The 26,603-nt window shown below is 72.9% G+C and carries 24 protein-coding genes; 9 read left to right on the top strand and 15 right to left on the bottom strand.

From position 1 onward, the window contains the following. Positions 1-14: 14 nt before the first annotated feature. A complete protein-coding gene (locus ACFQ7Q_RS10090; protein WP_383551952.1) occupies positions 15-1,037 on the bottom strand; it encodes a zinc-dependent alcohol dehydrogenase family protein in 1,023 nt (340 codons plus the stop codon). A gap of 87 nt (positions 1,038-1,124) precedes the next feature. Between ACFQ7Q_RS10090 and ACFQ7Q_RS10085 the strand changes: the two genes are divergently transcribed. After that, a complete protein-coding gene (locus ACFQ7Q_RS10085) occupies positions 1,125-2,039 on the top strand; it encodes an AraC family transcriptional regulator (RefSeq protein ID WP_383551950.1) in 915 nt (304 codons plus the stop codon). A gap of 43 nt (positions 2,040-2,082) precedes the next feature. Here ACFQ7Q_RS10085 and ACFQ7Q_RS10080 read toward each other — a convergent pair whose 3' ends face one another. After that, positions 2,083-3,453 carry a (2,3-dihydroxybenzoyl)adenylate synthase gene (locus ACFQ7Q_RS10080; RefSeq protein ID WP_383551948.1) on the bottom strand — a complete coding sequence of 457 codons (1,371 nt, stop codon included), beginning with the start codon at positions 3,451-3,453 and terminating at the stop codon, positions 2,083-2,085. Positions 3,454-3,680: 227 nt separating this feature from the next. Between ACFQ7Q_RS10080 and ACFQ7Q_RS10075 the strand changes: the two genes are divergently transcribed. The 3 genes from ACFQ7Q_RS10075 to ACFQ7Q_RS10065 all read left to right on the top strand — a co-directional run bounded on the left by ACFQ7Q_RS10075 (position 3,681) and on the right by ACFQ7Q_RS10065 (position 6,199). Further along, positions 3,681-4,157, top strand: coding sequence for a GNAT family N-acetyltransferase (locus tag ACFQ7Q_RS10075; RefSeq protein WP_383551946.1), 477 nt, complete (start codon positions 3,681-3,683; stop codon positions 4,155-4,157). 61 nt (positions 4,158-4,218) lie between these two features. After that, a complete protein-coding gene (locus tag ACFQ7Q_RS10070) occupies positions 4,219-4,917 on the top strand; it encodes a DsbA family oxidoreductase (RefSeq protein ID WP_383551944.1) in 699 nt (232 codons plus the stop codon). A 226-nt stretch (positions 4,918-5,143) separates the two neighbouring features. Further along, positions 5,144-6,199: an aminotransferase class V-fold PLP-dependent enzyme gene (locus ACFQ7Q_RS10065; RefSeq protein ID WP_383551942.1), complete on the top strand. Its 1,056-nt coding sequence runs from the start codon at positions 5,144-5,146 to the stop codon at positions 6,197-6,199. Positions 6,200-6,284: 85 nt separating this feature from the next. Here ACFQ7Q_RS10065 and ACFQ7Q_RS10060 read toward each other — a convergent pair whose 3' ends face one another. After that, entirely contained in the window at positions 6,285-6,824 is a 540-nt protein-coding gene (locus ACFQ7Q_RS10060) for a MarR family winged helix-turn-helix transcriptional regulator (protein WP_383551940.1), read from the bottom strand. A 126-nt stretch (positions 6,825-6,950) separates the two neighbouring features. Here ACFQ7Q_RS10060 and ACFQ7Q_RS10055 point away from each other — a divergent pair, with 126 nt between their 5' ends. Beyond that, on the top strand, positions 6,951-8,018 hold the full coding sequence (locus ACFQ7Q_RS10055; RefSeq protein ID WP_383551938.1) for an alkene reductase: 1,068 nt from the start codon (positions 6,951-6,953) through the stop codon (positions 8,016-8,018). 57 nt (positions 8,019-8,075) lie between these two features. Here the strand turns inward: ACFQ7Q_RS10055 and thpD are convergent, their stop codons facing one another. From thpD to ACFQ7Q_RS10030, 5 genes are all read right to left on the bottom strand, one after another. After that, entirely contained in the window at positions 8,076-8,948 is an 873-nt protein-coding gene (thpD, locus tag ACFQ7Q_RS10050; RefSeq protein WP_383551936.1) for an ectoine hydroxylase, read from the bottom strand. 3 nt (positions 8,949-8,951) lie between these two features. Beyond that, complete coding sequence (locus tag ACFQ7Q_RS10045) at positions 8,952-9,350, bottom strand: ectoine synthase (protein ID WP_362366991.1); 399 nt, start codon at positions 9,348-9,350, stop codon at positions 8,952-8,954. Positions 9,351-9,391: 41 nt separating this feature from the next. After that, complete coding sequence (gene ectB / locus ACFQ7Q_RS10040; RefSeq protein WP_383551934.1) at positions 9,392-10,660, bottom strand: diaminobutyrate--2-oxoglutarate transaminase; 1,269 nt, start codon at positions 10,658-10,660, stop codon at positions 9,392-9,394. After that, positions 10,657-11,184, bottom strand: coding sequence for a diaminobutyrate acetyltransferase (ectA, locus tag ACFQ7Q_RS10035; RefSeq protein WP_383551932.1), 528 nt, complete (start codon positions 11,182-11,184; stop codon positions 10,657-10,659). Before ectA ends, ectB begins: the two co-directional genes overlap by 4 nt. Positions 11,185-11,607: 423 nt before the next feature. Beyond that, the gene (locus tag ACFQ7Q_RS10030; RefSeq protein ID WP_383552059.1) at positions 11,608-12,714 is read right to left on the bottom strand and encodes a pyridoxal-phosphate-dependent aminotransferase family protein; all 1,107 of its coding nucleotides are present in this window, start codon (positions 12,712-12,714) and stop codon (positions 11,608-11,610) included. Positions 12,715-12,868: 154 nt separating this feature from the next. On the opposite strand from ACFQ7Q_RS10030, the gene ACFQ7Q_RS10025 reads away from it, so the two are divergent. Then, positions 12,869-13,954, top strand: coding sequence for an amidohydrolase family protein (locus ACFQ7Q_RS10025; RefSeq protein ID WP_383551930.1), 1,086 nt, complete (start codon positions 12,869-12,871; stop codon positions 13,952-13,954). 58 nt (positions 13,955-14,012) lie between these two features. Here the strand turns inward: ACFQ7Q_RS10025 and ACFQ7Q_RS10020 are convergent, their stop codons facing one another. Together ACFQ7Q_RS10020 and ACFQ7Q_RS10015 are read right to left on the bottom strand one after the other, a co-directional pair. After that, positions 14,013-14,597, bottom strand: coding sequence for a GNAT family N-acetyltransferase (locus ACFQ7Q_RS10020; protein WP_383551928.1), 585 nt, complete (start codon positions 14,595-14,597; stop codon positions 14,013-14,015). Beyond that, positions 14,584-16,824: a penicillin acylase family protein gene (locus tag ACFQ7Q_RS10015; protein ID WP_383551926.1), complete on the bottom strand. Its 2,241-nt coding sequence runs from the start codon at positions 16,822-16,824 to the stop codon at positions 14,584-14,586. Before ACFQ7Q_RS10015 ends, ACFQ7Q_RS10020 begins: the two co-directional genes overlap by 14 nt. A gap of 79 nt (positions 16,825-16,903) precedes the next feature. Here ACFQ7Q_RS10015 and ACFQ7Q_RS10010 point away from each other — a divergent pair, with 79 nt between their 5' ends. Next, positions 16,904-17,623, top strand: a complete 720-nt coding sequence (locus tag ACFQ7Q_RS10010; RefSeq protein WP_383551925.1) for a siderophore-interacting protein — start codon at positions 16,904-16,906, stop codon at positions 17,621-17,623. Positions 17,624-17,924: 301 nt separating this feature from the next. Then, a complete protein-coding gene (locus ACFQ7Q_RS10005) occupies positions 17,925-18,908 on the top strand; it encodes an SCO1860 family LAETG-anchored protein (RefSeq protein ID WP_383551923.1) in 984 nt (327 codons plus the stop codon). Positions 18,909-18,978: 70 nt separating this feature from the next. Here the strand turns inward: ACFQ7Q_RS10005 and cobC are convergent, their stop codons facing one another. Further along, positions 18,979-20,526: an Rv2231c family pyridoxal phosphate-dependent protein CobC gene (cobC, locus tag ACFQ7Q_RS10000; RefSeq protein ID WP_383551921.1), complete on the bottom strand. Its 1,548-nt coding sequence runs from the start codon at positions 20,524-20,526 to the stop codon at positions 18,979-18,981. Next, positions 20,523-21,704 (bottom strand): precorrin-6Y C5,15-methyltransferase (decarboxylating) subunit CbiT, encoded by a 1,182-nt coding sequence (locus ACFQ7Q_RS09995; RefSeq protein WP_383551918.1) that lies wholly within the window; start codon positions 21,702-21,704, stop codon positions 20,523-20,525. The genes cobC and ACFQ7Q_RS09995 overlap by 4 nt, the downstream gene beginning before the upstream one ends. A gap of 68 nt (positions 21,705-21,772) precedes the next feature. On the opposite strand from ACFQ7Q_RS09995, the gene ACFQ7Q_RS09990 reads away from it, so the two are divergent. Then, complete coding sequence (locus ACFQ7Q_RS09990; RefSeq protein ID WP_383551916.1) at positions 21,773-22,501, top strand: ZIP family metal transporter; 729 nt, start codon at positions 21,773-21,775, stop codon at positions 22,499-22,501. A 2-nt stretch (positions 22,502-22,503) separates the two neighbouring features. Here ACFQ7Q_RS09990 and ACFQ7Q_RS09985 read toward each other — a convergent pair whose 3' ends face one another. From ACFQ7Q_RS09985 to ACFQ7Q_RS09975, 3 genes are read right to left on the bottom strand one after another with little or no spacing between them, the layout of a single operon-like run. Further along, the gene (locus ACFQ7Q_RS09985) at positions 22,504-23,937 is read right to left on the bottom strand and encodes a cobyrinate a,c-diamide synthase (protein ID WP_383551914.1); all 1,434 of its coding nucleotides are present in this window, start codon (positions 23,935-23,937) and stop codon (positions 22,504-22,506) included. Next, entirely contained in the window at positions 23,931-24,539 is a 609-nt protein-coding gene (gene cobO, locus ACFQ7Q_RS09980; RefSeq protein WP_158986079.1) for a cob(I)yrinic acid a,c-diamide adenosyltransferase, read from the bottom strand. The genes ACFQ7Q_RS09985 and cobO overlap by 7 nt, the downstream gene beginning before the upstream one ends. Further along, positions 24,539-26,575 carry a putative cobaltochelatase gene (locus ACFQ7Q_RS09975; protein WP_383551912.1) on the bottom strand — a complete coding sequence of 679 codons (2,037 nt, stop codon included), beginning with the start codon at positions 26,573-26,575 and terminating at the stop codon, positions 24,539-24,541. Before ACFQ7Q_RS09975 ends, cobO begins: the two co-directional genes overlap by 1 nt. Positions 26,576-26,603: the final 28 nt, after the last annotated feature.

Below are 26,603 nucleotides of genomic sequence, written 5' to 3'. Positions count from 1 at the left end.
CCGGCCCGGCACGGTCAGACACGCACGACGATCTTTCCGATGTGCGTGTCCGACTCCATCAGCCGATGGGCGTCGGTGATCCGCTCCAACCCCTCGAAGGTCCGGGCGATCACCGGCGCCAGCGAGCCGTCGCGCAGTCCGGAGCCGATGAACCCGGCGATCCGGCGCCGCCCCTCCTCGTCGCGCACCACCGCACCGTTGGCGTAACCCCGCACGGTGAGCGGCCAGTTCATCGGCATCGTGGCCGGCCGGGGATCAAGCCAGCCGTACAGCACCGCCGTGCCGCCCGGCCCCAGGGCGTTCCCGAGCTCCGCGAACCCCGGCCCGCCGACGGCGTCGAACACCAGACGCGCGCCCCGGCCCCCGGTGAACCGCCGCACCTCCTTCACCACGGACTCGCTCTCGGTCGTGATCACCCGTGCCGCGCCCAGGTCGAGCAGCCTCTGCCGCTTCCCCTCGCCCCGCGTCGTGGCGATCGGCACCGCGCCGATCCGCAGCGCCACCTGGATCGCGGCCGTCCCCACCCCGCTGGACGCCCCCGTGATCACCACCGGGTCGCCCGGGCGCAGCCCGCCCGCCTCCACCATGCCGCCGTACGCGGTCGAGTACGTCAGCCACGAAGCGGCAGCGGTCACCGCGTCCACGCCCTCGGGCCTGCGCACCACGTACTCCTCGGGCAGCACCACCCGCTCCGCGTAGACCCCGTGCACCCCGAAGTCGAAGTTGGCGGCCGCCATCACCGGATCGCCGACGGCGTACGCCGTGACGCCCGCGCCGACCGCCTCGACCACCCCCGCCGCCTCGTAGCCGAGCCGGGATCCGGGGAGCGTGGCCGGGTAGTAGTACGTGCCCGCGCGGAACAGGGCCTCGGCGCGGTTCAGGCCGATCGCCTCGACGCGGAGGAGCACCTCGCCGGGGCCGGGCGCGGGGAGCGGAACCTCCTCCACGGTCAGCACCTCGGGTCCCCCGAGCTCGTGGAACAGCACCGCGCGTGTCGTCTGCCGAGTCGTCGTGTCAGTCGTGATGTCGGTCGTCATGTCCTCGACCGTAGGCAGGCGCGGAGAGACGTTCCATGTTCCAGGACCTCCCCACCATGTCCGTCCGTCTCGCGGTACCGTGCGGCCATGGACGTACTGAGCGATGCCGTCGCGGCCATGCGCACCGGGCGCCCGCACTCCTCCCGTACCGTCAACTCCGGCTCCTGGGGCCTGCGTTTCCCGCCGAGCAAGGGCGCCGGCTTCCATGTGGTGGTCCAGGGCGCGGCCTGGCTCAGGCCGCCGGGCGACGGCGAGCCCGTCGAACTCCGCCCCGGTGACGTGGTCCTGCTCGCCCACGGCACCGGCCACGGGCTCGCCGGGCGGCCCGACGCCCCCCTCGTCGACGCCGTGCAGGCTCCCGACGGCTCCTGGCCGACCCCGCCCGACCGGGCACCCGCCCGCGAGGACCAGACCCTGCTGCTGTGCGGCGCGTACCAGGTGAGCAGGGCCCGGGCCCACCCCCTCTTCACCGAGCTGCCGCCGTACGTGCACATACCGGCCCGTGCCGGCGCCCACCCCCGGCTGCGCGCGGCGGTCGACCTGCTCGGCGCCGAACTCGCCGACCCGCAGCCCGGATCCGACGCGCTCGTGCCCGCCCTGCTCGACACCCTGCTCGTCCTGATGCTGCGCACCTGGTGGCTCACCGAACGCCCCGACCGCACCACCGGCTGGTCCGCCGCCCTGAGCGACCCGGTCGTCACCGCCGCCCTCCGTGCGATCCACGCCGACCCGGCCCGGCCGTGGACGGTGGAGGAACTCGGTGCGGAGGGCGGCCTCTCCCGCGCGGCCTTCGCCCGCCGCTTCACCACGCTGGTGGGCCGGCCGCCGCTGGCGTATCTGACGTGGTGGCGCATGACGACGGCGGGACGACTGCTCCGCTCCGACGACACCCCGCTCCGAACGGTGGCCCAACGCGCGGGCTATGCGTCGGAGTTCGCCTTCGCCAAGGCGTTCAAACGGGAGTACGGGGTGGCCCCGGGGCGATACCGCAGAGGCCCGTAGCCCGCATGCCGGGCGTCGCGGGCCGACGGGACTTCGCCCCGTCCTAGGCGGCGTTCTCGTCCGCGCTCTCCCGGAGCCCGCCGGTCACCACCAGGTCGCCGTCCGGAGTGCGTCGCGCGAGGGCGCCGGTGCGGAACCAGCCGTCGTGGGTGAAGGAACGTGCGTCGTCGTCGGGGGAGCGGAAGTAGCCGCGCGGGACGGACGGGCCGCGGGCGAGGAGTTCGCCGGGCTCCCCGTCGGGCACGTCCTCACCCGCGGCGTCGACCAGGCGGATCTCGTCGTCGGGCGAGAGCGGACGGCCCTGTGTGGTGAGCACCGACTCGTCCGGATCGGTGGGCCGGGTGAGGGTGAGCGGCCCCTCGGCCAGCGTGAAGACCTGCTGCAGACGGCAGCCCAGTTCGGGGCCCACGCGCTCGGCGTCCGCCCGCGGCAGGGGGGCGCCGCCGACCTGGAGAAGCCGCAGACTGCGCACGTCGGCTCCGGTGGCGGGAAACGCGTCGAGCCAGCTTCGGGCGACGGCGGGCTCCACCGATGTGAGGGTGACCCGCTCCCGTTCGACGAGCGGAAGGCATACGGCGGGGTCCGGGTCGTCGGCCAGGACGACGGTTCCGCCGGCGGAGAGGGTGCCGACGACACCGGGGCAGCCGAGGGCGAAGGCGGACCCGGTGGGCAGCGCGGCCAGATACACGTCGTCCTCGGTGAGCGACACCAGTTCGGCGGCGGCCCGCGCCTGGTAGGCGTAGTCGTTGTGGGTGCGTGGAACGAGCCTGGGCGTCCCGTCGGGTCCTCCGGAGAGCAGGAAGAAGGCCACCTGGTCGGCGCTCGGCGCGTGCGCCGGTGCCGGCGGGGCGTCGACGGAGCCCAGCGGGAAGTAGTGGCAGCCCGACGGGTCGGTCGTGAAGCCGCCGTACGGGGATGCGGCGCCAGGCTCCTCGTACGTGAACACCCTGCGCAGGAAGGGCCCCTGGGCCGCGATGCCGGCGGCCATCGCCGTGTGGTCGAAGCCCTCGTAGGTCGACGGGCCGACATAGCCGACGGCCTCCGAGACCCGCACGAGGTGGGACACCTCGGCCGTGCGGTACCGGACCGGGCAGAGCACGGGGGCGACACCGGCGCGCATCAGCGCGAACACGGTGACGACGAACTCGGGAACGTTGGGGAGCTGCACGACGGCCCGTTGCCCCGGCCGGAGGTCGAGCAGCCGGAATCCGGCCGCCATGCGGTCCACGCGCCGGTCGAGCTGCGCGTAGGTGACGCGGGTGGCGCCGTGCACGAGCGCGGTCCGCCGCCCGTACTGCAGAGCCCAGCCGCGCAGCAGGTTGTCCAGCGTGTTGCCACGCCAGTGCCCGGCCATCCAGTAGCGGTCGACGAACTCCTCGGGCCAGGCCGTGCGGCCGTCGGGCAGGGGTGACATGCGCTTCCTTCTGTACCGGCGACCTGTTACCGGCGATGCCGCCGTGTCGACCTTGGCAGTCCAGTGCTCCTGCCCACCCGTCCGCAAGGTGCCGTACCGACCAAGGCGCGCCGGCTCCGATCGGCGGAACGTCCAAGGGGCGGGCGCTGACCAGCGGGAGCGGCTTCGGCCGGCCCGGCGGCCTCCCCGCCGCAACCGCCGTGCGGCCCCCTCGCGTCCCCGTTGTCATGATCAGAATCGCGACCGCCGACGACCTCGACGCCATCGCCGCCCTGCACCTGGAGGCCCGGTCCACCTATTACCGCGGCCACATCCCCGACGTCGAGTTCGAGGGACCGGAGGAGCTCGCTCGTAGCAGGGAGGGCTGGAGCAGGGCCGTCGCGCGCGGCACCGTGCTCTGTGCCGAGCACGACGGACGGCCGGTGGGCGTCGCCGCCTACGGCCGCGTCGACGGGGTCATGACGCTCACCCAGCTCCATGTCCTGCCCACGCGGTGGCGCGCCGGGGTGGGCACCGCGCTCCACGGCGCCTGCGTGGAGATCTGGCGATCCATGGGCGTCGAGACCGCCCGGTTGGAGGTCTTCGAGCGGAACGAGCGGGCCCTGGCCTTCTACTCCGCCCACGGCTGGACACCGGACACCGACGCCCCGCGCTCCGGCAGCCACCTCGTGCTCCGCCTCACAGTGGGCCCCGCGACGGAATGATTCCGGCGCCCGACGGTGTTGCCGCCATGGAACATCCCCCGACCTGGAGAGAAGCAAGAACATGCGCGTCGAGATCTGGAGCGACATCGCCTGCCCGTGGTGCTACATCGGCAAGGCCCGCTTCGAGAAGGGGCTCGCGGACTTCGCCCACCGTGACGACATCGAGGTGGTGCACCGCTCCTTCGAGCTCGACCCGAACCGGCCCAAGGGCGACACCGCCCCGGTGATCGACATGCTGGCGAAGAAGTACGGCCGCACCCTGGACGAGGCCCGCGCCATGGAGGCCCATGTCGCCTCCAACGCGCACTCCGAGGGGCTCGAGTACCGCACCGAGGGCCGCGACCACGGCAACACCTTCGACATCCACCGCCTGCTGCACCTCGCCAAGGAGCGCGGTCGGCAGAACGAGCTGCTCGACCTCGCCTACCGCGCCAACTTCGCCGAGGAGCGCTCCGTCTTCGACGCCGAGACCCTCGTGCGGCTCGGGGTCGAGGCCGGTCTGGAGGAGGCCGAGGTCCGCTCCGTGCTCGCCGACGAGAGCGCCTACGCGGACGCGGTACGGGCGGACGAGCGCGAGGCGGCCGAACTCGGCGCGAACGGCGTGCCGTTCTTCGTCCTCGACCGCCGCTACGGAATCTCCGGCGGGCAGCCCGCCGAGGTCTTCACCCAGGCCCTGGAACAGGCGTGGCAGGGCCGTGCGCTGCAGCCCGTCGGCGGGGACGCCGCCGCCTGCGACGTCGACGGCGACTGCGAGGTCTGACCGGCCCCGCCCCTCCCTCGGAGCCCGGCCCCGGACGCGGACCGTCCGGGGCCGAGTCGTTCCCCCGGACGCCCGGGATGCGGTCCGGCCTCCGGAAGTCTTCGGCGGCACGTGCACCGACTCCGCGCCCCTACACGCCTCTGACCTGCGCGCATAAGCCGGGCTTGGCTTCTCCCCATGATCGAAGGCGATTGACGGCGGGTCGGGGGAACCCCAGGCTGAGGCCATGGATGCCATCGAACCCCTCGGCGGAGCCGAGTTCGCGCCGAAGCAGACGTATCTGAACACCTCCGCCTGCGCGCTGCTGCCGCGCCGCACCATCGAGGCGGTCACCCTGCTCGCCGAGGAGACGGCGGACGGCCGGCCGGCCGGCGCCGGCGACTTCGAGATCGTCGCGGAGGCCCGTGCCGCCTTCGCCCGGCTCATGTCCGTCCACCCGGACCGCGTGGCCGTCGGCAGCTCGGTCTCCGTACACATCGGGATGATCGCCCAGTCGATGCCCGCTGGGGCCGAGATCCTCTTCCCCGAGGGCGACTTCAGCTCCGTCATCACGCCGTTCACGGTCCGCGGCGACCTCAAGACCCGCTTCGTCCCGCTGGAGCGGCTCGCCGAGTCCATCGGCCCCGAGACCTATCTCGTCGCCTTCTCCGCCGTGCAGTCCGCGGACGGCCGGACGGCCGACTTCGCGGCGGTACGGGCCGCGGCGGCCGCGCACGGCACCCGTACGCTCGTCGACGCCACGCAGTCGGCGGGGTGGCTGCCGCTGCGGGCGGGGGAGTGGGACTACACCGTGGCCGGTGGCTACAAGTTCCTGCTCTGCCCGCGCGGGGCGTCCTTCCTCACCGTCACGGAGGAGGCGCAGGACACCCTGGTCCCGATCCACGCTGGGTGGGTGACGGGCGAGGAGCTGTGGGTCAACAGCTACGGACCGGTGCGCGAACTGGCCCGGTCGGCACGGCGGTTCGACGAGCCGCCGGCCTTCCTCTCGTACCACGGGGCGGCCCGTTCGCTCGCCCTGCTGGAGGAGATCGGCATCGAGCGGATCGAGGCGCACAACAAGGCCCTCGCGGCCCGCTTCCGGGCGGGGCTCGTGGAGCTGGGCCACGCGCCGGTGCCGGACGTCTCCGGCGTCGTCGGCGTGCCGGGCCTCGGTGACCGCCAGGCCGCGCTCCGGGAGGCGGGCGTCCTGATGTCCGCCCGCACGGGCTTCCTGCGGGCGTCCTTCCACCTCTACAACGGCGCGGCGGACGTGGACCGCGCGCTGGAGGTCCTCGCCGGCTGAGCCGGCGGCCCCAGGGCCTCTCGTTCGGATCCTGCCGGGCTCGCGTGCCCTGATGCCTGATCCGGCCTGATCCAAACGAAGGGCCCTAAGCCCCGCGTGCCGCCTTCGGCCCCGAGCAGTCGCCCATCTCCGCGTGTCCCGCCTCCGCGCCCAGGTTCCCCTCGACCTTCGCCAGGAGTCGTGAGAGGTCGGCGCGCTCGGCCGGGGTGAGACCGGCCAGGGTGTACTCCTCCAGGCCGGTCCAGACGTCCTCGACCCCCGACCGCAGCGCGCCGCCCCCGTCCGCCGCCGCGACGAGCACCGCGCGCCGGTCGGTCGGGTCGGGGCTGCGCCGCACATGGCCGCTCTGCTCCAGGCGCTGGAGCATCTTGGTGACCGTCGAGGGGTCGAGTCCCATCGCCTTGATCAGCTCCGACTGCCGGACCGGCCCGCAGTCCCACAGGCACATCATCAGGAACTCCTGGCCGGGGAAGAGCCCGACCTCCTTGAGCAGCCGGCCCGCGGCGATCCGGTGCAGCCGGGCCACACGGGCCAGGGCATGGCTCACCGGACCGCCCATTGCGGCTGTCGGCAGCGGCCCGCTACAGGCGGGGTCCGATGAGGGCGCGGACGGGGACTCGGGCATCACTTGCTCCTTGAGGCGGGCTCCTGCGGGGGAGGTGTCCCAGATTACCTTGGTCGGCCAAGTAATGCGTTACAGTGGCGTCAGGCCGAATACTTGGCCGACCACATAAATGGTTGGGAGACCGTCATGACCACCGCCTTCGACCCCATAGACCTCGCCGGCACACCGCTCGCCAACCGCATCGCCATGGCCCCGATGACCCGCAGCCGCGCCCGGAACGAGGGCCGGACCCCGACCGCGCTGGTTGCCGAGTACTACGCCCAGCGCGCCTCCGCCGGTCTGATCATCACCGAGGGCACCCAGCCCTCCGCCGTCGGCCAGGGCTACCCGGACACCCCCGGCCTGCACAGCCCCGAGCAGACGGCCGCCTGGCGCGAGGTCACCGACGCAGTCCACGAGCGCGGCGGCAGGATCTTCGCCCAGCTCATGCACACCGGCCGGATCGGCCACCCCGACCTCCTCGACGGCGACCTCCACCCGGTCGGCCCGTCCGCCGTCCGCCCCGAGGGACAGCTCTACACCCACGACGGCCTCAAGGACTTCGCCACCCCGCGTGAGCTGACCGCCGAGGAGGTACGGGCCACGGTCGCCGAGTTCGCGTCCGCGGCGCGCAACGCCGTCGCCGCCGGCTTCGACGGAGTCGAGATCCACGGGGCCAACGGCTACCTCGTCCACCAGTTCCTCGCCACCGGCTCCAACCACCGCACCGACGAGTGGGGCGGCTCCGTGGAGAACCGGATCAGGTTCGCCGTCGAGGTGGTCAAGGCCGTCGCCGCCGAGATCGGCCCCGAGCGCACCGGCCTGCGGATCTCCCCGGCCAACCCCTACAACGACATCACGGAGACCGGGTCGGAGGAGACGTACACCGCGCTTGTCGAGGCGATCGACCCGCTCGGCATCGCGTATCTGCACCTCACCGAGGCCGTCCCGGGCATCCGCGAGCTGACGCTCACGCTGCGCAAGCGATTCTCCGGCACCTTCGTCCTCAACCCGGCGACCGAGGGCCCGACCGGGGCCGAGTCGCTGGCCCTGATCGAGGACGGGACCGCGGACATGGTCGCGTACGGCCAGCTCTTCATCGCCAACCCCGACCTGCCGGCCCGGCTGAGGAACGACGGCCCGTACAACACCCCGGACCGCGCCTCCTTCTTCGGCGGCGACCACCGCGGCTACACGGACTACCCGGCGCTGTGAGGGACCCGCGGGGGCCCACCGGGCCCCCGCACCCCTCGGCTCTCACGGCGGCAGGGATCACCGCACCGGCGTGAAGTCCCGCGCCCCGATGAACTCCGGACGCCGCACCGGCGCCGCGAACGGTTCCACCGCCGCGTTCTCCACGCTGTTGAAGACGATGAAGACGTTGCTGCGCGGATAGGGCGTGATGTTGTCGCCCGAGCCGTGCATCGCGTTGCAGTCGAACCAGGTCGCCGAACCGGCCCGGCCCGTGAAGAGCCGGATGCCGTGCGCGTCCGCCAGCGAGGTCAGCGCCTCGTCCGACGGGGTGCCGGCGTCCTGCATCTGCAACGAGCGCTTGTAGTTGTCCTTCGGGGTGGCGCCCTCGCAGCCGAGGAACGTCCGGTGCGAGCCCGGCATGATCATCAGGCCGCCGTTGGTGTCGTGGTTCTCGGTCAGCGCGATCGACACCGACACCGCCCGCATCCGCGGCAGGCCGTCCTCCGCGTGCCAGGTCTCGAAGTCCGAGTGCCAGTAGAAGCCGGAGGCGCCGAAGCCGGGCTTCACATTGATCCGCGACTGGTGGACGTAGACGTCCGAGCCCAGGATCTCCCGGGCCCGGCCAACCACCCGCTCGTCGCGCACGAGCCGGGCGAAGACCTCGCTGATCCGGTGGACCTCGAAGACCGACCGTACGGAGGCCGTCTTCGGCTCGACGATCGCGCGCGGGTCGGCCCGGACGGCAGGATCGGCGATCAGCCGGTCCAGCTCGCGCTTGTACACCCCGACCTCGTCGGCGGTCAGCAGATCGGGCTGGGCGAGGAAGCCGTCGCGTTCGAAGGTCTCCAGGCCCGGGGCGTCGCTCCACACCACCGGGTCACGGCGGGGCGTGAGCACCTCGGAGGCGCCGCGGGTGGGGTACAGGTCGGTGCGCGTCGTCAGGTCGGTCATGGTTCAGCCCTCCTCCGTCAGCAGCGGGTAGACCCCGTTCTCGTCGTGGTCCTCCCGGCCCGTGACCGGCGGGTTGAAGACACAGACGCAGCGGAAGTCGGTCTTCGGGCGCAGGGTGTGCCGCTCGTGGCCGTCGAGCAGGTACATCGTGCCGGGCTCGATCCAGTGCGACTCGCCGGTCTCGTCGTTCGTCAGCTCGGCCTCGCCCTCGACGCACAGGACGGCCTCGATGTGGTTCGCGTACCACATGGAAGTCTCGGTGCCGGCGTACAGCACGGTCTCGTGGAGCGAGAAGCCGACGCGCTCCTTGGCGAGGACGATCCGCTTGCTCTCCCAGGTGCCGGACGCGGCCCGCACATGGCGTTCGGTGTTCTCGATGTCCTTGAACGATCGGACGATCACGGTGGTGCAACTCCCTTGTGTCTAGGGGTGGTACGGGTGGTTCAGACGGTCTCGCGGACCGCTCGGGACAGCGTGCGCAGCCCCTCGTCCAGCTCCTCGGGCGTGATGGTCAGCGGCGGGAGGAGCTTCACGACCTGGCTCTCCGGGCCGGAGGTCTCCACCAGCAGCCCCAGCTCGAAGGCGCGCGCGCAGACCTTCGACGCCCGCGCCCGGTCGGCGAACTCCAGGCCCCAGACCAGGCCGCGGCCGCGGTAGTGCGCGCCGTCGGCGGAGTTCTCCTCGCAGAGGGCCAGGAGCGCCTGCTCGACCTGCTCGCCGCGGGCGAGGGTCTGCTTCTCCATCTGCCCGTCGGCCCAGTACGTGTCGAGGGCGGCCGCCGCCGTGACGAAGGCCGGGTTGTTGCCGCGGAAGGTGCCGTTGTGCTCGCCCGGCTCCCAGACGTCCAGCTCGGGCCGGAACAGGCAGAGCGACATGGGCAGCCCGTACCCGCTGATCGACTTCGACAGCGTCACGATGTCCGGGGTGATGCCGGCCTCCTCGAAGGAGAAGAAGGCGCCCGTGCGGCCGCAGCCCATCTGGATGTCGTCGACGATCAGCAGCATGTCCTGCCGCCGGCACAGATCCGCGAGCGCCCGCAGCCACTCGGTCCGGGCCACGTTGATGCCGCCCTCGCCCTGCACCGTCTCCACGATCACGGCGGCCGGCTTGTTGAGACCGGAGCCCTGGTCCTCGAGCAGCCTCTCGAACCAGAGGAAGTCCGGCAGCTGGCCGTCGAGGTACTGGTCGAACGGCATCGGAGTGCCGTGCACCAGCGGAATGCCCGCACCGGCCCGCTTGAAGGCGTTGCCGGTGACGGCGAGCGAACCCAGCGACATTCCGTGGAAGGCGTTGGTGAAGGAGACGACCGACTCGCGGCCCTTCACCTTCCGGGCCAGTTTCAGCGCGGACTCCACGGCGTTGGTGCCGGTCGGCCCCGGGAACATCACCTTGTACGGCAGCGAGCGCGGCCGCAGCACGACCTCCTGGAAGGTCTCAAGGAAGGTCCGCTTGGCCGTGGTCGCCATGTCGAGACCGTGGGTGATCCCGTCGCGTTCCAGATAGTCGATCAGCGCCCGTTTCAGTACGGGGTTGTTGTGGCCGTAGTTGAGCGAGCCGGCACCCGCGAAGAAGTCCAGGTACGCATGGCCGTCCTCGTCGGTGAGGCGGGCGCCCTGCGCGCGGTCGAAGACGGTGGGCCAGCCGCGGCAGTAGCTGCGCACCTCCGACTCAAGGGTCTCGAAGACGCTCAGTTCGGGCGGGGTGATGGTCACAGCGAAGCTCCGGTGTGGGGGAAGGGGCCGATGCGGTGCAGTACTTCGGGCAGATGCCCGGCGCCGTCGGACGCGCCGGGGAAGAGGCCCCCGTCGAAGAGGACCTCGCGCTCCAGGGGGAGCCCGTGCCGTACGGCGTAGGCGGTGAAGAGCCGGCCTGAGGCCGTGTTGTCCGGGGTGACCGTCGTCTCGACCGTGGCGGGGGCGACCCGCGAGGTGAGCGCGTCGAGCAGCACGCCGGCCAGGCCCCGCCCGCGGTGGTCCGCGTCGACGGCGATCTGCCAGACGACGAGGGTGCCCGGGCGGTCCGGGCGCAGGTATCCGGTGACGAAGGCGACCGGGTCGCCGTCGGCGCCGCGCGCGACCAGCGAAGTCGCGGCGAAGTCGCGGCACCACAGCAGATAGCTGTACGGGGAGTTCAGGTCCAGGACCTCGGAATCGCGGGCGATGCGCCACATCGCCGCTCCGTCCTCCACGCGTGGGCTTTCCAGGGTCAGGGTCGTGGCTGCTTGTGCTGCGGTCATGGCGAGGAAATTTACCGAGCAATTTCTTGGATTGCACGGGGGAGTGGGGTGTGCCGGGGCTGCGTGATGTGTTATCCGCGCGGGCGTGAATCGCCGCCCTTTTGCCCGTATATATCTGAGCAAATCGGACGCGATGTGGAGTCGATCACAGGACCGGAATGCGAGAAGAACGCTGATGAAATCTTGGCGTTTGAGGTCGGGGAATCCGGGCAGAAGAACCAAGGAAGGTGTACGGGAATTCGCTTGGAGAATGTTCCGGAGAATGCGCGTCGAAATTCCCACGGCATTCACTGGAGTCGGGCCCGGAGGCCGAATGGCGCGGGCGACGGCGGATGGCGCGGGAAATGGCCGACGCCCGGTGCGGGCATACGAAACGGGCGGAACCCGAAGGCCCCGCCCGTCATTCGCGTATCGCCGGGAGCTCTAGCGGGCGCCCCACGCCTCCGTGACCGCCCGGCGGGCGGCCTCCGGATCCACCGGGCGGCCCGTCTCGCCGAGCGCGGCGCCCAGCGCCGCAAGCGACGACTGGACCGCCCCCGGAGTCGCGTCCACGCCGTAGTGGTTGACCCGGATCATCTCCTTCGACAGAGCCCCGCCGCCCGCGATCAGCGGCAGCGACGGATCGGCCGCCAGCGCCTTGGCGACCAGCTCCGAGGCGTCCACGCCCGCCGGGGAACGCAGCGTCGTCGCGACCGGGGCCGCGTCCTTCGCGTCCCGGACGTACGGCTCCAGACCGCCGCCCAGGGCCAGGACGCCCGCGCGGGTCGCGACGGCGGCGGCGGAGTGACGGGCCATCAGCGCGTCCAGGCCCTCCTCCTCGATGCGCTCCACGCATGCCTCCAGGGCCAGCATCTCCAGCTGGGCCGGAGCGTGCAGCAGCGCCTTGCGGCCGCCGTCGATCCAGCGCTCCTTCCAGTCCAGGAGGGAGAGGTACGAACGGCGCGGCGCCCGCGGGTTGGCGGCGAAACGCTCCCACGCGCGCTCGCTGACCGAGACCGCCGAGACGCCGGCGGGACCGCCCATCGCCTTCTGCGCGCCGATGATGCACATGTCGACGCCCCACGCGTCCGGCAGCACCGGCTCGGCGCCGATCGACGCCACGGCGTCCAGGTAGAACAGCGCGCCGTGCGCCCGCACGACCGCGCCGATCTCGGCGACCGGATTGGTGTTGCCGGTCGCCGCCTCCGCGTGCACCAGCGAGACGAAGTCGATCTCCGGGTGGTCCGCCAGCGCCTGCTCCACCTGCGCGGCCGTCACCGCCGTGTGGAAGGGCACCTCGAGGTCCACGACCGTGGCGCCGCAGTCCCGCAGCCAGTTTCCGAAGGTCTGGCCGTACGGCCCCGTGACGATGTTCAGCGCCGTCGAGCCGGGCCGTGCCCCGCTGCGGATGCACCCCTCCAGGGGCAGCAGCGCCTCGCCCTGGGTGATCACCACGTCCTGCTCGGTCGAGAGGAGGGCGGCGACCCGTCGCTCGATGGACGCGAAGTGCGCGGCGGTCAGCGGGGCCAGGTCCAGGAGCGGGTGTGTCACGGTCACTGCGGTGCCTTCTTCGGATCGGTTCGGTGCTGGTGGAGCGTCGGTTCAGGGTACCGAGCGGCCCTCCCGATCCTGGTCGCCGCTTCGGTGCGGCGATCGACGGACGACCACCCTTCGACGGGGCGCCCGCCCCTCGTAGAGTGCAGACATGAGCGATCACGTGGTGCTGCATGTGAAGGGGCGGGTGCTCGTCGGCCCCGAGGACGTCCGGGACGAGCTGTGGGCGGTCGACGGGCGGATCACCTACACCCGGCCATCCGGCGACGCCCTGACGGTGGAGGGCTGGGCCCTGCCGGGGCTCGTCGACGCGCACTGCCATGTCGGCCTGGACCAGCACGGCCCGGTCGACGACGTCACCAGCGAGAAGCAGGCGCTGACCGACCGTGACGCGGGCACGCTCCTGATCCGCGACGCCGGGTCGCCCTCCGACACCCGCTGGATCGACGACCGCGAGGACCTGCCGAAGATCATCCGCGCGGGCCGCCACATCGCCAGGACCCGCCGCTACATCCGTAACTACGCCCATGAGATCGAGCCCCCGGAGCTGGTCGCCTACGTGGCGCGGGAGGCGCGGCGCGGCGACGGCTGGGTCAAGCTCGTCGGGGACTGGCTCGACCGGGACGCGGGCGATCTGGGCGCCTGCTGGCCCCGCGCCGAGGTCGAGGCGGCGATCGCCGAGGCCCACCGGCTGGGAGCACGGGTCACCGCGCACTGTTTCGCGGAGGACTCGCTGCGGGACCTGGTGGAGGCGGGCATCGACTGCATCGAGCACGCCACCGGACTCACCGAGGAGACGATCCCGCTCTTCGCCGAGCGGGGCGTCGCGATCGTCCCGACGCTCGTCAACATCGCCACGTTCCCCAGGCTCGCCGAAGGCGGCGAGAAGAAGTTCCCGCGCTGGTCGGCGCATATGCGACGGCTGTACGAGCGCCGGTACGACACGGTCCGCTCGGCGTACGACGCGGGCGTGCCGGTCTTCGTCGGCACGGACGCGGGCGGCTCCCTGGCCCACGGCCTGGTCGCGGCCGAGGTCGAGGAACTGGTCAAGGCCGGCATCCCGCCGCTGGAGGCGCTCTCCGCGACGGCCTGGGCCGCCCGTGCCTGGCTGGGCCGGCCCTCCCTGGAGGAGGGCGCCCCGGCGGACCTCGTCGTCTACGAGCAGGATCCGCGGGCGGACGTCCGCGTGCTCGCGGCGCCGCGGCGGGTCATCGTGAACGGCCGCGTCATCGGCTGAGGGGGCGCCCTCCGGGTGTCCGCGGGCCCGGTGCCACCGGCGACCGGGCCCGTCCCCGTCAGCGGGTCAGGAACGCGAGCCGCGCCTTCTTCTCCGGGATGAAGACCTCCGGGAGGTCCACCTCCGGCAGCACGACCTCCGGGCCCAGCTCGAACCCGGCGCGCACCAGCCGGGCGATCGCCTTCTCGTTGTCGGCGTCCGGCTCGGCGACGGCACGGGTGCGGCCGGTCATCGCGAAGTCGTTCAGCGCGACGAACAGCCTGGCGGAGAAGCCGGGTTCGGGGGTGGCGGCCGGGGCGATCAGGATGTGCACCCCGATGTCGCCGGGCAGCACCTCGTAGCACTCGCTGACCCGGTCGGCCTCGGGCTCGTACGTCTGGAAGAGCGCGACCGGCTCGCCGTCGCGACGGACCAGGAAGCCGTGGTGGGTGGTGAGCGAGTCCAGGTGCGCGTAGATGTCCCGCACCTGGTCGACCGTCGTCCCACCCATGCCCCAGAACCGGGCGCGGTCCTGGTTGACCCAGCCGTGGATGAGGGCGGCGTCGCCGTCCGGGTCGACGGGGTCGATCCGGACGGTGCCGAAGCCCTCGACGGTCTGGAGGTGGGCCGGCTGTCTGGACTGTCTCGACTCAGTGGTCGTCACGGGGGAACTCCTTGGTGAGGTGGTGCCAGTCGGTGGTGACCGGGGCGAGTTCGCCCCGCAGCCACAGGGGGAGTTGGTCTCGGTGGTGGGCCTCCCCGGCGATGCCGGAGGCGCCGAACGGCACGACCCAGAGGCTGTTGTCGCGGTCGGCGAGGTCCCAGACGTAGCGGGCGGCCGAGGCCCGGCCGCTGCGGTCGGTGAACCCGGGCACGCTGGACGTGGACAGCACGCAGTCGTGGTCCCCGCCCAGACCGGGCCACTGCGCGTCGGTGGCCTCGGCGTCGGCGTCGGGGAGCGCCTGCCACGGCGCGAGCCGGTGGGTCACGCCCCAGGCGGGCGGCTCCTCGCCGGAGGCGACCTCTTCCAGGGCCGCCCGGACGATCTCCGCGATGTCCGCGGCCGGTACGGGACCGCTGGTGAGGAGCGTCTCCAGGGCGAAGGCCACGCGCGGCCCGAGCGCGAGCCACGGCTGGAACACCGCGGGGTGCGGGGCGGGCTCCCGCAGCGCCGCGAACGCCGGGTGCCCGGCGACCCGTCGCACGACGGCCCCGCGCACGGAGGCGTACAGCCCCGCGTCGACGCTGTCCGCGTCCATCCGCCGGTCCCAGCCGAGCAGGCGAGCGCGGACGGCGAGCGCGGCGGGGGAGAGCGGCGCGGGCGCGGGGTCGCCCTCCTCGCGGGCGCCCGACGCGCGGTCGGGGGCGCCCGACGCGCGTACCGCCTCCAGCAGGGGCGCCGCAGAGGGGTTGTCGGTGTCCGTGTGGACGGTGGTCATCGCCTCCGGGGTCCAGGTCTTCGAGCCGTCGAGCAGCGCGGCGATCCGCTCCGCCCGGTGCCGGGGGGCGAACTCCGCGCCCAGCGGGGCCGCGAGTCCCCGGGCATTGGCCATGACGGCGTGGCCCTGGACGTCCGCACGGGGCGTCGGGGCCGGTCCGCCGTCCCGCCAGGCGTGGGCGGCCTCCCAGGCCGGTACGACCCGGAGGGAGTTGGCGCGGTCGCGCACGGGGACGTACCCGGCGACCCGGTGCAGCAGGCCGCCGTCCACGTCCGCCGCCTGGAGGACGTTGACCGGTTCGACCCAGCCGTCGACCGCGCGGTCCACGTCCGCGACGGTGCGGGCGGCGAGCAGCGCCGGCAGGACACGGAAGCCCAGCTCGCCGGTCACCCTCGGCGGGTACCGCAGACTGATCGCGTCCCAGGAGCCGGAGTCCGCGTCCGGGCCGGAGCCCGCGCCGGAGTCCGAGTCCGAGCCGGAGTCCGCGCCGGAGTCCGCGTCCGGGCCCGCGCCCGAGCCCGAGTCCGAGTCGACGCGGCTCCCGTCCGTGCCGATGATCACCGGTCCGCGCGCCGTCTCGATCACCTCGATCTCGACCGGCTCCGCGCCCGCGACCTCCACCGTCTCGACATGCGCCGTCGCCGGTCGCCAGCCCTCCGGGCCGAGCGCCTCCACGCCGCCGTCCGCGGTCCGTCGCAGCCGCTCCCGGTACAGGTCCTGGTAGTCGGCCATCGCGTTGGTGATCGCCCAGGCCACCCGCCCCGCGTGCCCGAAGTGGGGCAGACCGGGGACGCCCGGCACGGCGAAGCCCACCACGTCGAACTCGGGGCAGGCCAGCCGGATCTGCTGGTACACGCCGGGGGCCTCGATGAAGCGGTGCGGATCGCCCGCCACGATCGCGGCGCCGCTCGCCGTGCGGTCGCCGGAGACCACCCAGCCGTTGGAGCCGGCCGTCCCCGGTCCGTCCGTGGCGAACAGCTCGGTCCACTCCTCGCCGAGCCGGTGCGCCACCTCCTCACGCCACAGCTTGGTGGGCATCCCCGCGAAGAGGATGTGGGTGGAGAGCCAGACAGCGAGCGGCGTCCACGGTTCCCAGCGGCCGGGAGTGAGCCCCGTCCGCGCGAACTCGGGTGCCCGGCGGGCGCCTTCCGGCAGCCCCTCGTTGACCCCGTCCACGTAGGCACGTACCCATCGCGCCGTCTCGGCGTCCAGTCGGTCGAAGCAGCGGCGCGCGGTGTCGGCGAGCCGGGCCCTCCGTACGAAGGTGTCCCAGCCGGTCTCGCCCGTGCCGAGGAAGGAGGCCGTGGTGCCCCGGGCCCGGTGCCGCTCGACCTCCAGCTGCCAGGCGCGGTCCACGGCGGTCACCCGCCCCTGGGCGAAGGACAATTCGTCGGGATCGGCTCCACGCAGGTGTGGAATGCCCCAGTTGTCCCGGTAGACCTCGGCGCTCAATCCGATCCCGATCCCATCCGTGCTTCTTAGGTTAGGCTGACCTAAATTAATCTACAGCTTCGCAGGGGAGGAGAGTGCGGTGGGGCATGGCTGGGAAGGTGTCGTTCTCAAGCTGTTCCGAGGTCGGGACTTCACATTCACGGTGACGGGGGCCGAGCAGGTCACCGAGCACTACCGCCGGGTGCGCATGGAGGACGGCGGGCTTCTCGCCGCCGCCGGCGTCCACCCGACGATGTGGGTACGGCTCTGGTTCGAGAACGCGGGCAAGCCGCACCAGCGCGCCTACACCCTGGTCGACCCGGACGTGGACGCCGGAACCTTCAGCCTGGAGTTCGCCCTCCACGAGGGCGTCGCCAGCGACTGGGCCCGCACCTGCGCTCCCGGCGACACCATCGAGGCGACCCTGCAGGGCACCGGCTTCACCGCCCCCGAACCGCGTCCCGAGCGGCTGCTCGTGATCGGCGACCCGGCCTCGCTGCCCGCCATCAACTCCCTCCTCGACTCGTCGCCCGACGTTCCGGCCACCCTCTGGTTCGAGACCTCCCACGATGCCGACGAGGAGCTCCCGCTGCGCCTCGACCTCGAGCGGCACGAGGTTCGCCGGGTGCCGCGGCGGGGCGGCGGCACGGCGCTCGTCGAGCGCGTGCGGGCCGAGCTGCCGGAGCTGCTCGGGGGTGACCCGTACGTCTGGATCGCCTGTGACACGGCGACCACCCGCACCCTCGCCACGTACGTGCGCAAGGAGCTCGCGCTCCCCAAGGAGCGGGTGCACTCCCTCGGCTACTGGCGGGCCACCTGAGCAGGACCCCTGATGTCGCGCCGGGTTGACGATCCGTTACCCGGCGACGGTGCGTCTCGTTGAAACTTCCCGCGTGCGCCCGCGCACTGTGCAACGCGCGGGGCGCGCGGGAACTCCTGTGCCGAAAGAATCGAATATGGACGCGGAAACCCCCCTTTGGAGTGAACTCACGCCAGGTGTCTGTCGGTTCACTCTCAGTGCGTAAAGATTCGGGTGTCTCAAGTCGCCGACGCCGCGTCGATCCCGTGTCCCCGTGGTGAGCGGCCGGCGGCGCCATGTCTCTTGTGGGGGTTCCACCATCTTGAACAGCAACACCTTCCGCGCGCCCGCACGCCGCACCGCGGCCGCCGCGACCGCCGCCGCACTGGCCGTCGGTCCCGTGCTCCTCCTGGCCCCCGCGGCGCACGCCACCGGCGGCGAAGGCCGCGCGACCGCCGTCGTCCTGCGGGCCGGTCTCGACGTCTCCCTGCTGAACAAGGCGGTGGACGTGCCGCTGCGAACCTCCCTCAACGAGGTCAAGGCGCCGGAGAGCGAGGACGAGACCGCGCTGGCCGTGAAGGTGGAGGGCGCCGAGAACGGCAAGCCGATCAGCATCCTGCGGGCGGACGTCGCCACCTCGAAGGCCACCGTGGAGAAGAACAAGGCCGAGGGGCACGTGAAGCTGGTCAAGGCCCGGGTCCACGTCCCCGGCATCCGGGCGCTCTCCCTGATCGAGGTCCAGAAGGTCACGGCCGACGCGGTCTGCGAGACGGGCAAGAAGCCCGTCGCCGAGGCCAACGTCCTCGGGCACGTGACGGTCTTCGGCAAGAAGACCACCCTGTCGACGGCCGGGCAGACCAAGGTCTCCGTGCCGGGCGTCGGTGACGTGACCCTCGACCTGTCCCGTACCTCCACCACCTCGCGCACCGCGGCCGCGACCGCCCTGGAGCTGAAGGTGGAGGTCAACCCGCTGAAGCTGGGTGTGGCCGAGGTCAACGGCGTGGTGACCCTCGCGGAGGCCACCTGCGAGACGCCGAAGGGCACGAAGCCGACGGAGAAGCCGACGGAGAAGCCGACCGAGAAGCCCACGGAGCAGCCGAGCGAGCAGCCTTCGAAGGAGCCCTCGGCCGAGCCCACCGACGCCGGCGGCGTGAAGACCCAGAACGGCGGCTCCGACCCGGCCGGCCAGAACCTCGCCGCGACCGGTGGCAGCTCGACGACCCCGTACCTGGCGGGCGGCGCCGTCGTCCTTCTCGGCCTGGGCGCCGGGGCCTTCGTCCTGGCACGCAGCCGCGCCCGCGGCTGACCGACCCGAGGGGGCCTCAGGGGGAACGAGTGCGGAGGGCGGTGGCGACGACACCGCCCTCCCCGCGCGCTCAGCCCGTGATCAGCAGGGCCTGGTCCAGGGCCTGCAGGAAGCGGTTGGTCGTGGCCCTGTCCCGGACCGCGAGCCGGAGCCAGTTCCTGTCCAGGCCCGGGAAGGTGTCGCCGCGCCGCGCCGCGAAGCCCAGGGCGCGCAGCCGCTCCCGTACCTCGTCCGCGCGATGGACCCGGATCAGGACGAACGGGCCCTCCGCCGCCGCGACCGCTCTGACCTCGTCGAACTCCGCGAGCCCCGCCAGCAGATGCGCGCGCTCCACCCCAATCCGGTGCGCCGCGAGCTCCGCCTCCGCGAGCGCCGCCCGCGACATGCACGCCTCCGCCGCCACCAGCGCCGGGGTGGACACCGGCCACAGCGGCTGCGCCGCGGCGAGGGTCTCGATCGTCTCCGGCTGCGCGAGTACGTAGCCGATCCGCAGGCCGGCGAGACCCCAGGTCTTCGTGAGGCTCCGCAGCACCACCAGGCCCGGCACATCCGTCCGCCCGGCCAGCGACTCCCGCTCGCCCGGCACCGCGTCCATGAACGCCTCGTCCACCACCAGCGTCCGGCCGGGGCGGGCCAGCGAGGCGATCGTCTCCGCGGGGTGCAGCACCGACGTGGGGTTCGTCGGGTTCCCGATCATGACCAGGTCCGCGTCCTCCGGGACCGTCGCGGGATCGAGCCGGAAGCCCTCCTCCTCGCGCAGCAGGACCCGGCCCACCTCGTGCCCGGCGTCCCGCAGCGCCGCCTCCGGCTCGGTGAACTGCGGATGCACCACCACCGGCCGCCGCACCGGCAGCGCCCGTGCGAGCAGCACGAACGCCTCCGCCGCCCCGGCCGTGAGCAGCACCCGCCCGGCCGGCACATCGTGCCGCTCGGCGACGGCGGCCCGCGCCGCCCGCCCGTCCGGGTAGAGCGCGAGACCGGTGAGGGAGTCGGCGATCCGCTCGCGCAGCCACTCCGGCGGCGTGTTCGTGCGGACGTTGACCGCGAGGTCGATCAGCTTCTCGTCCCGTACCTCCGCGTCACCGTGGTGGCGCAGATCGTGGACGTCTGTGTGCGCGTGGATATCCATGGCCGCCGTCGGGTGGTGAGTGGGGGGTGTACGGGGCTCCGTCTGACCAGCGATGTACCCCTGTCCCTGGGGCAACAACCGTGCGGCGGAGGCATCTTCGTTCGGGCGAAACGGGAGGGATCGGGCGATAGCGCACGTCGCGCGCCTCGATTTCCGCTTCGGTACGACAAGTTCGGCCCCCGGACCCGCCGCGAGCAGCGCCGCCGCCTCCGCCACCGACCCCGTCCCCGTCGCCTCCAGCGGAGCCCGCGACGGATGCGGTACGGAGACGGCGGCCAGCGCCTCCGCCCCGTACGCCCGCAGGGGCACGCCGAGCCGCCCGGCCGCGCCGACGATCCCCGGCTCCGCCGCCCGCGCCTCCAGCGTGGCGAGCGCCGTCACGTCCGAACCCGTGAGCCCCGCCTCCCGCAGCGCCTCCGCGACCAGGTCGAGGACCTCGTCCACCGGCACCCCCGAGCGCGCCCCGACTCCCACCGCGGCCCCGCTCATCGCGTACCCCACACCAGGAACACGGGCGCCGTCGGCGCCATCGTCGAGGAACCGTCCGGCAGCGCGAGCAGCCGCTGGGACTGCAGCAGCACCCCCTCCGCCTCGAAACCGCAGCACGCCAGCGCCGAACGGACCGGGGCGACCTGCTCCAGAGCGGTCACCGCCACCACCACCGCACGCCGAGCCCGCCGGGCCGCCGTCAGCACGACCGACTTCAGCTCGCTGCCGCCACCACCGATGAACACTCCGTCCGGATCGGCCAGATGGGACAGCACCGTCGGCGCCGCGCCGTGCACCGTCCGCACCTCCACGCCGTGCGCCGCGGTGTTCGCCCGGATCCGCTCGACACCGGACGTCGTCTGCTCCACCGCGACCACCGCCGCGCCGAGCCGGGCGCACTCGACCGCGACCGAGCCGCAGCCCGTACCGATGTCCCAGACCAGATCCCCGGCCCGCGGCCCCAGCCGCGCGAGCGCCAGCGCCCGCGCCTCGTACGGCAGCACCGAGCCGCCGTCGACGCCGCCCGCCCCGAACTCCCCGTCCGGCAGCGCCCAACGGCCGGGACCCGTGAGCGGCCCCGTCACCGTCGGAGGCGGCCCCTCCGCCCGTGACTCGTCGAGACACAGGACCAGGCTCACCCCCTCCCAGCTCCGGCACATCGCCTCCGCGGGCTCCACCCGCTCGAAGCGTTCGCGGAAGGGATCGCCCAGCGCCGAGAACACCACCAGCGTCCGCGACGCCACCCGGTGCACCAGCTCGGCTCCCAGCTCCGCCGGGCCCACCCCCGGCCCGGGCAGCACCGCCACCTTGGGATGGGCCCGGCACACGTTCACGGCCCGGTTCAGCGCATGGCCGCGCACCTCCGCGCCGTCCACCACGAAGGCGTCGTCCCACGGCAGGCCGAGGCGCGCGAACGCCAGCCCCACCGCCGTCGGCCCGGGCCGCACCTCGAGCTCCGCGGTCCCGAACCGCTCCTCCAACGTGCGTACGACCCCGAAGAATCCCGGGTCACCCAGCACCCGCACGACCACCCGCGTCCCGCCCCCGGACACATGCTTCTCGACCAGGTCGAGCTCCGTGTCCGTCAACTCGTCGCCCCGCACGTCCACCACCAGGGCCGCCTCGCCCGCCCAGGAGCCCGCGTCGGCTCCCGCACTGCTCCCGATCACCGTGATCATGCGACCAGCCTCCCCACACAGGCCCTTGTGATGTGCGCGAGACGCGCACGATCGGATAGCAAGGGCGCATGGCCGTATTCGTCGCGCTCGGCGCGTTCCTCATGACGCTCTTCGGCGGCTGGACGGCGCAACGCGTCACCGACCGGCGCCACCTCGTGCTCGGCCTCGCCGGCGGCCTGATGCTGGGCGTCGTCGGTCTCGACCTCCTGCCCGAGGCCATGGAGGCCTCGGGAGAGAAGGTCTTCGGCGTGCCGCAGGCGCTGCTCCTGTTCGTCGGCGGCTTTCTCCTCGCCCACGTCGTGGAACGGCTGCTGGCGGTCCGTCAGGCCGCGCACGGCGTCGCCGCCGACGAGCGGGTGCCGCAGGTCGGACTCACCGCGGCCGCCGCGATGGTCGCCCACAGCCTCATGGACGGCATCGCTCTCGGAGCCGCCTTCCAGGTCGGCGGCGGCATGGGCGCCACCGTCGCGCTCGCCGTCATCACCCACGACTTCGCCGACGGTTTCAACACGTACACGATCACCAGCCTGTACGGGAACGCCCGTCGCAAAGCGATCACGATGCTGGTCCTGGACGCGCTCGCACCGATCGTCGGCGCCGCGTCCACCCTGCTGTTCACCCTTCCGGAGGAACTGCTCGGCAGCTATCTCGGGTTCTTCGGCGGCGCCCTGCTCTACCTCGCCGCCGCCGAGATCCTTCCCGAGGCCCACCACGAACACCCGGCCCGCTCGACCCTGTTCTGCACGGTGGCGGGCGTGGCCTTCATCTGGCTCGTGGTGGGCGCCTCCAGCGGCTGATCTCACGTGTGGTGGCCCTTCGCGCAGTGCTCCACGAAGCGCACGGCGGCCTCAGGGGCGCCCGCCCAGTGGGTGTGCACATAACTCGCGTGCACCCCCTGCTGCACGAAGCCCTCGACCCTCCGCTCCGGCTGCCGCAGCCCCCAGGCCGCGTTCGCCCCCGCGCCCGGCTCGATCACGGTCCGGTGGAACTCGTGACCCCGCATCCGGGCCCCCGTCGCGGCGAGCGAACTGTCGCTCACCGCCACGGCGTCCCGGTATCCGAGCGTCAGCCGCTCCGACATCCGCGCGTCCGCGTCGAGCACCCCGCACATCGGCGTCCCGTCGAGCGACCGCGCGAGATACAGCAGTCCGGCACACTCGGCGGCGATCGGCGCCCCGGACACGGCGAGCTCGGCGACGGCCTTCCGCAACGGCTCGTTGGCGGACAGCTCGGCCCCGTACATCTCGGGGAATCCACCACCTATGACGAGCCCGCTGGTCCCCTCGGGGAGGGCCTCGTCCCGCAGCGGATCGAACGTGACGACGTCGGCGCCGGCGGCGGTCAGCAACTCGGCATGCTCGGCATAGGAGAACGTGAAAGCAGCCCCACCGGCTACGGCCACCACCGGCCGCGTTGTGGGCAACCGTTCCGCTGGGGCGGTGGGGGTACCCCCGGACGAAGCCTGGGGGAAGGTGGGCACAACCCACCCACCGGCGGTCAGCCGCACCGCTACGTCAGGCTCCCACGCCTCGGCGTGCAGTTCAGGCGCACTGCGCGCGAGAGCCAAGAGCGCATCCAGGTCGCACCCCTGGAGAACCTGCTCCCCCTGCGCCGCCACGGCGGCGACCGCCGCCGCCTGCCGCTCGGCGACCGGCACCAGACCCAGGTGCCGCGACGGCGTCGCCACGGCGGGCGCCCGCCGCAGAACACCCAGCACCGGCACCCCCGACCCGCCGAGCGCATCCCGCAGCAGATGCTCGTGCCGGTCCGTCGCGACCTTGTTCAGGATCACCCCGCCGATCCGCACCTCCGGATCCCACGAGGCGAACCCGTGCACCAGCGCGGCCACCGACCGCGACTGTGACGAGGCATCCACGACCAGCACCACCGGCGCCTTGAGCAGCTTCGCCACCTGCGCCGTGGACGCCAGCTCGCCCTCGTCGGCCGCGCCGTCGTAAAGACCCATGACGCCCTCGACGACCGCCAGGTCGCAGCCGCGCGCCCCGTGCTCGAAGAGCGGCGCGATCAGCCCCGTCCCGCACATGTACGCGTCGAGGTTGCGGCCCGGCCGGCCGGTGGCCAGGGCGTGGTAGCCCGGGTCGATGTAGTCGGGGCCGACCTTGTGCGGGGAGACCGCGAGACCACGGCCGGCGAACGCGGCCATCAGGCCGGTCGCGACCGTGGTCTTGCCCGCGCCGGAGGACGGCGCGGCGATGACGAGACGTGCTACCACTCGATGCCCCGCTGGCCCTTCTGACCCGCGTCCATCGGGTGCTTCACCTTCGACATGTCCGTGACCAGGTCCGCGAAGTCCACGAGCTCCTGCGGGGCGTTGCGGCCGGTGATGACGACATGCTGGTGACCGGGCCGGTCGCGCAGGACCTCCACGACCTCCTTGGTGTCGATCCAGCCCCAGTGCAGCAGGTAGGCGAACTCGTCGAGGACGTAGAACTTGTACTTCTCCTCGGCGAGGTCGCGCTTGACCTGCTCCCAGCCCTCGCGCGCCTTGTCCTCGTGGGACTGCTCGCCCTCGGCGACCTCGCGCTGGATCCAGGACCAGCCCTCGCCCATCTTGTTCCAGGTGACGGTCCCGCCCTTGCCGGTCTCGCCGAGCGCCTTGAGGGCGTTCTCCTCGCCGACCTTCCACTTGGCGGACTTGACGAACTGGAACACTCCGATCGGCCAGCCCTGGTTCCAGGCGCGCAGCGCCATGCCGAAGGCGGCGGTCGACTTCCCCTTGCCGACGCCCGTGTGCACCATCACCAGCGCACGGTTGCGGCGCTGACGGGTGGTGAGACCGTCGTCGGGAACGACGGTCGGCTGTCCCTGCGGCATTACGCGGCCCTCCTGGTTGTCTGTCCTGCCTGAACGTCTCTGACGAGCCCGGCGATCGAGTCGGCGCGCAGCTCGTCCAAGGTCACGGCGGTGCCGCCCAGTTCCCGGGCGAGCTCCGCGGCGAGCCCGAGCCGTACGGGCCCGGTCTCGCAGTCCACGACGACGGCCGCGGTGCCCTCGGAGGCGTGCAGCCGTGCCGCGCGGGCGGCGAGTGCCACCGGGTCCGCGCCGCCGCCGGTCGCCCGGCCGTCGGTCACGACGACGAGCAGCGGACGGCGCGAGGGGTCGCGCAACCGCTCGACGCGCAGCACGTCATGGGCCTTGAGGAGCCCCGCCGACAGGGGCGTGCGGCCGCCCGTCGGGAGCTGTTCGAGCCGCGCGGCGGCCGCGTCCACGGACGAGGTCGGCGGCAGCGCCACCTCGGCGTCCCGCCCCCGGAAGGTGACCAGGCCGACCTTGTCGCGTCGCTGGTAGGCGTCGAGCAGCAGCGAGAGCACGGCGCCCTTCACCGCGCTCATCCGCTGCCGGGCCGCCATCGAGCCGGAGGCGTCCACGGCGAAGAGCACGAGATTGCCCTCGCGGCCCTCACGGGTCGCCTGCCGCAGATCGTCCCGGCGGACCACCAGCCCGGGGCCGGTCCGTCCGCGCGCCTTCTGGTGCGGGGCGGCGGCGTGCACGGTCGCGGCCAGGTGGAGCTTGGTCAGCGCGCCCCGGGGCCGTACGGAACCGGTCGTCCTGCCGTGTTCGGTACGGGCACGGGAGCGGCGCCCGGCCGCCCCCTCGCCGAGTCCGGGCACGCTCAGCATCTTGGTGCGGAAGGGTTCGGCGGCCTTGACGGCGGCCCGCTCACCGGCGCCGGCCCCGCCCGGAGCGGGCGCCTCGTCCGGAGCGGGCGCGGGAGCCTCGTCCGAACCCACATCCCGGGGCGCGCCGTCGTCCGGCCCTTCACCCTGGGGCGGTACACCGCCGGGGCCTCCGCCCGGTCCACCGTCGGGCCCGGGGTCGGGATCGTCGTCCCCGTCCTCGCCCTTGAACTGCTCCAGCGTCTCGTCGAGCTTGTCCTCGTCGAGCCCCGGCGCGTCGAAGGGGTTCCGCCGCCTGCGGTGGGGGAGGGCGAGCAGCGCGGCCTGCCGTACGTCCTCGGAGGTCACCTCCGTCCGCCCGGCCCACGCGGCGAGCGCCGTCGCCGTCCGGGCCATCACGATGTCCGCGCGCATTCCGTCCACCTCGAACGCGGCGCAGGTCGCGGCGATCTGGAGCAGGGCCGCGTCGCCGAGCGCGACGCGGGGCAGCAGTTCGCGCGCGGCGACGACACGGTCCCGCAGAGCGGTCTCCTCGTCGGCCCAGCGGGCGGCGAAGGCGGTCGGGTCGTCGTCGAACGAGAGCCGGCGGCGCACGACCTCGACCCGCTGCTCGGGCTCGCGGGAGGCGGCGACCTCGACGGTGAGACCGAAGCGGTCGAGCAGCTGCGGCCGCAGCTCGCCCTCTTCGGGGTTCATCGTGCCGACGAGCAGGAAACGGGCGGCGTGCCGTACGGACACGCCTTCGCGCTCGACGTACGAGGAGCCCATGGCGGCCGCGTCGAGGAGCAGATCGATCAGGTGGTCGTGGAGGAGGTTGACCTCGTCGACGTAGAGGATCCCGCGGTGCGCGTCCGCGAGGAGCCCGGGCTCGAAGGCCTTCACGCCCTCGGCGAGCGCCCGCTCGATGTCCAGAGCACCGACGAGCCGGTCCTCGGAGGCGCCGACGGGAAGCTCGACCATCCGCGCGGGGCGGGCGGCCCCGGGCGTCTCGGTGTGCGGCCCGTCCGGGCACTGCGGATCGGGCCCGCCCGGGTCGCAGCTGAACCGGCACCCGGCGACCACCGCCACCGACGGCAGCAGATCAGCGAGCGCCCGCACGGCGGTCGACTTGGCGGTCCCCTTCTCGCCGCGTACGAGGACACCGCCCACCGCCGGGCTCACCGCGTTCAGCAGCAGCGCGAGCCGCAGGTCGTCCATGCCGACGACGGCGGTGAACGGATACCGGGTGCTCATCGGGTGGTCACTCCTTCAAGATCGGGTC

It is taken from the genome of Streptomyces sp. NPDC056527 (assembly GCF_042794475.1).
Lineage (GTDB): Bacteria > Actinomycetota > Actinomycetes > Streptomycetales > Streptomycetaceae > Streptomyces.
The sequence above is the reverse complement of the archived record's forward strand: the minus strand, read 5'-3'. Positions and strand labels throughout refer to the sequence as shown.

Bases quoted from the DNA above. Each gene is read 5' to 3' on its own strand.
- ACFQ7Q_RS10075 (WP_383551946.1), top strand. From the start codon at position 3,681: ATGATCAGAATCGCGACCGCCGACGACCTCGACGCCATCGCCGCCCTG.
- ACFQ7Q_RS10090 (WP_383551952.1), bottom strand. From the start codon at position 1,037: ATGACGACCGACATCACGACTGACACGACGACTCGGCAGACGACACGC.
- cobO (WP_158986079.1), bottom strand. From the start codon at position 24,539: ATGCCGCAGGGACAGCCGACCGTCGTTCCCGACGACGGTCTCACCACC.
- ACFQ7Q_RS09975 (WP_383551912.1), bottom strand. From the start codon at position 26,575: ATGAGCACCCGGTATCCGTTCACCGCCGTCGTCGGCATGGACGACCTG.
- ACFQ7Q_RS10055 (WP_383551938.1), top strand. From the start codon at position 6,951: ATGACCACCGCCTTCGACCCCATAGACCTCGCCGGCACACCGCTCGCC.
- ACFQ7Q_RS10025 (WP_383551930.1), top strand. From the start codon at position 12,869: ATGAGCGATCACGTGGTGCTGCATGTGAAGGGGCGGGTGCTCGTCGGC.
- ACFQ7Q_RS09995 (WP_383551918.1), bottom strand. From the start codon at position 21,704: ATGATCACGGTGATCGGGAGCAGTGCGGGAGCCGACGCGGGCTCCTGG.
- ACFQ7Q_RS10060 (WP_383551940.1), bottom strand. From the start codon at position 6,824: ATGCCCGAGTCCCCGTCCGCGCCCTCATCGGACCCCGCCTGTAGCGGG.
- ACFQ7Q_RS10070 (WP_383551944.1), top strand. From the start codon at position 4,219: ATGCGCGTCGAGATCTGGAGCGACATCGCCTGCCCGTGGTGCTACATC.
- ectA (WP_383551932.1), bottom strand. From the start codon at position 11,184: ATGACCGCAGCACAAGCAGCCACGACCCTGACCCTGGAAAGCCCACGC.
- ACFQ7Q_RS09990 (WP_383551916.1), top strand. From the start codon at position 21,773: ATGGCCGTATTCGTCGCGCTCGGCGCGTTCCTCATGACGCTCTTCGGC.
- ACFQ7Q_RS10085 (WP_383551950.1), top strand. From the start codon at position 1,125: ATGGACGTACTGAGCGATGCCGTCGCGGCCATGCGCACCGGGCGCCCG.
- cobC (WP_383551921.1), bottom strand. From the start codon at position 20,526: ATGAGCGGGGCCGCGGTGGGAGTCGGGGCGCGCTCGGGGGTGCCGGTG.
- thpD (WP_383551936.1), bottom strand. From the start codon at position 8,948: ATGACCGACCTGACGACGCGCACCGACCTGTACCCCACCCGCGGCGCC.
- ACFQ7Q_RS10080 (WP_383551948.1), bottom strand. From the start codon at position 3,453: ATGTCACCCCTGCCCGACGGCCGCACGGCCTGGCCCGAGGAGTTCGTC.
- ACFQ7Q_RS10065 (WP_383551942.1), top strand. From the start codon at position 5,144: ATGGATGCCATCGAACCCCTCGGCGGAGCCGAGTTCGCGCCGAAGCAG.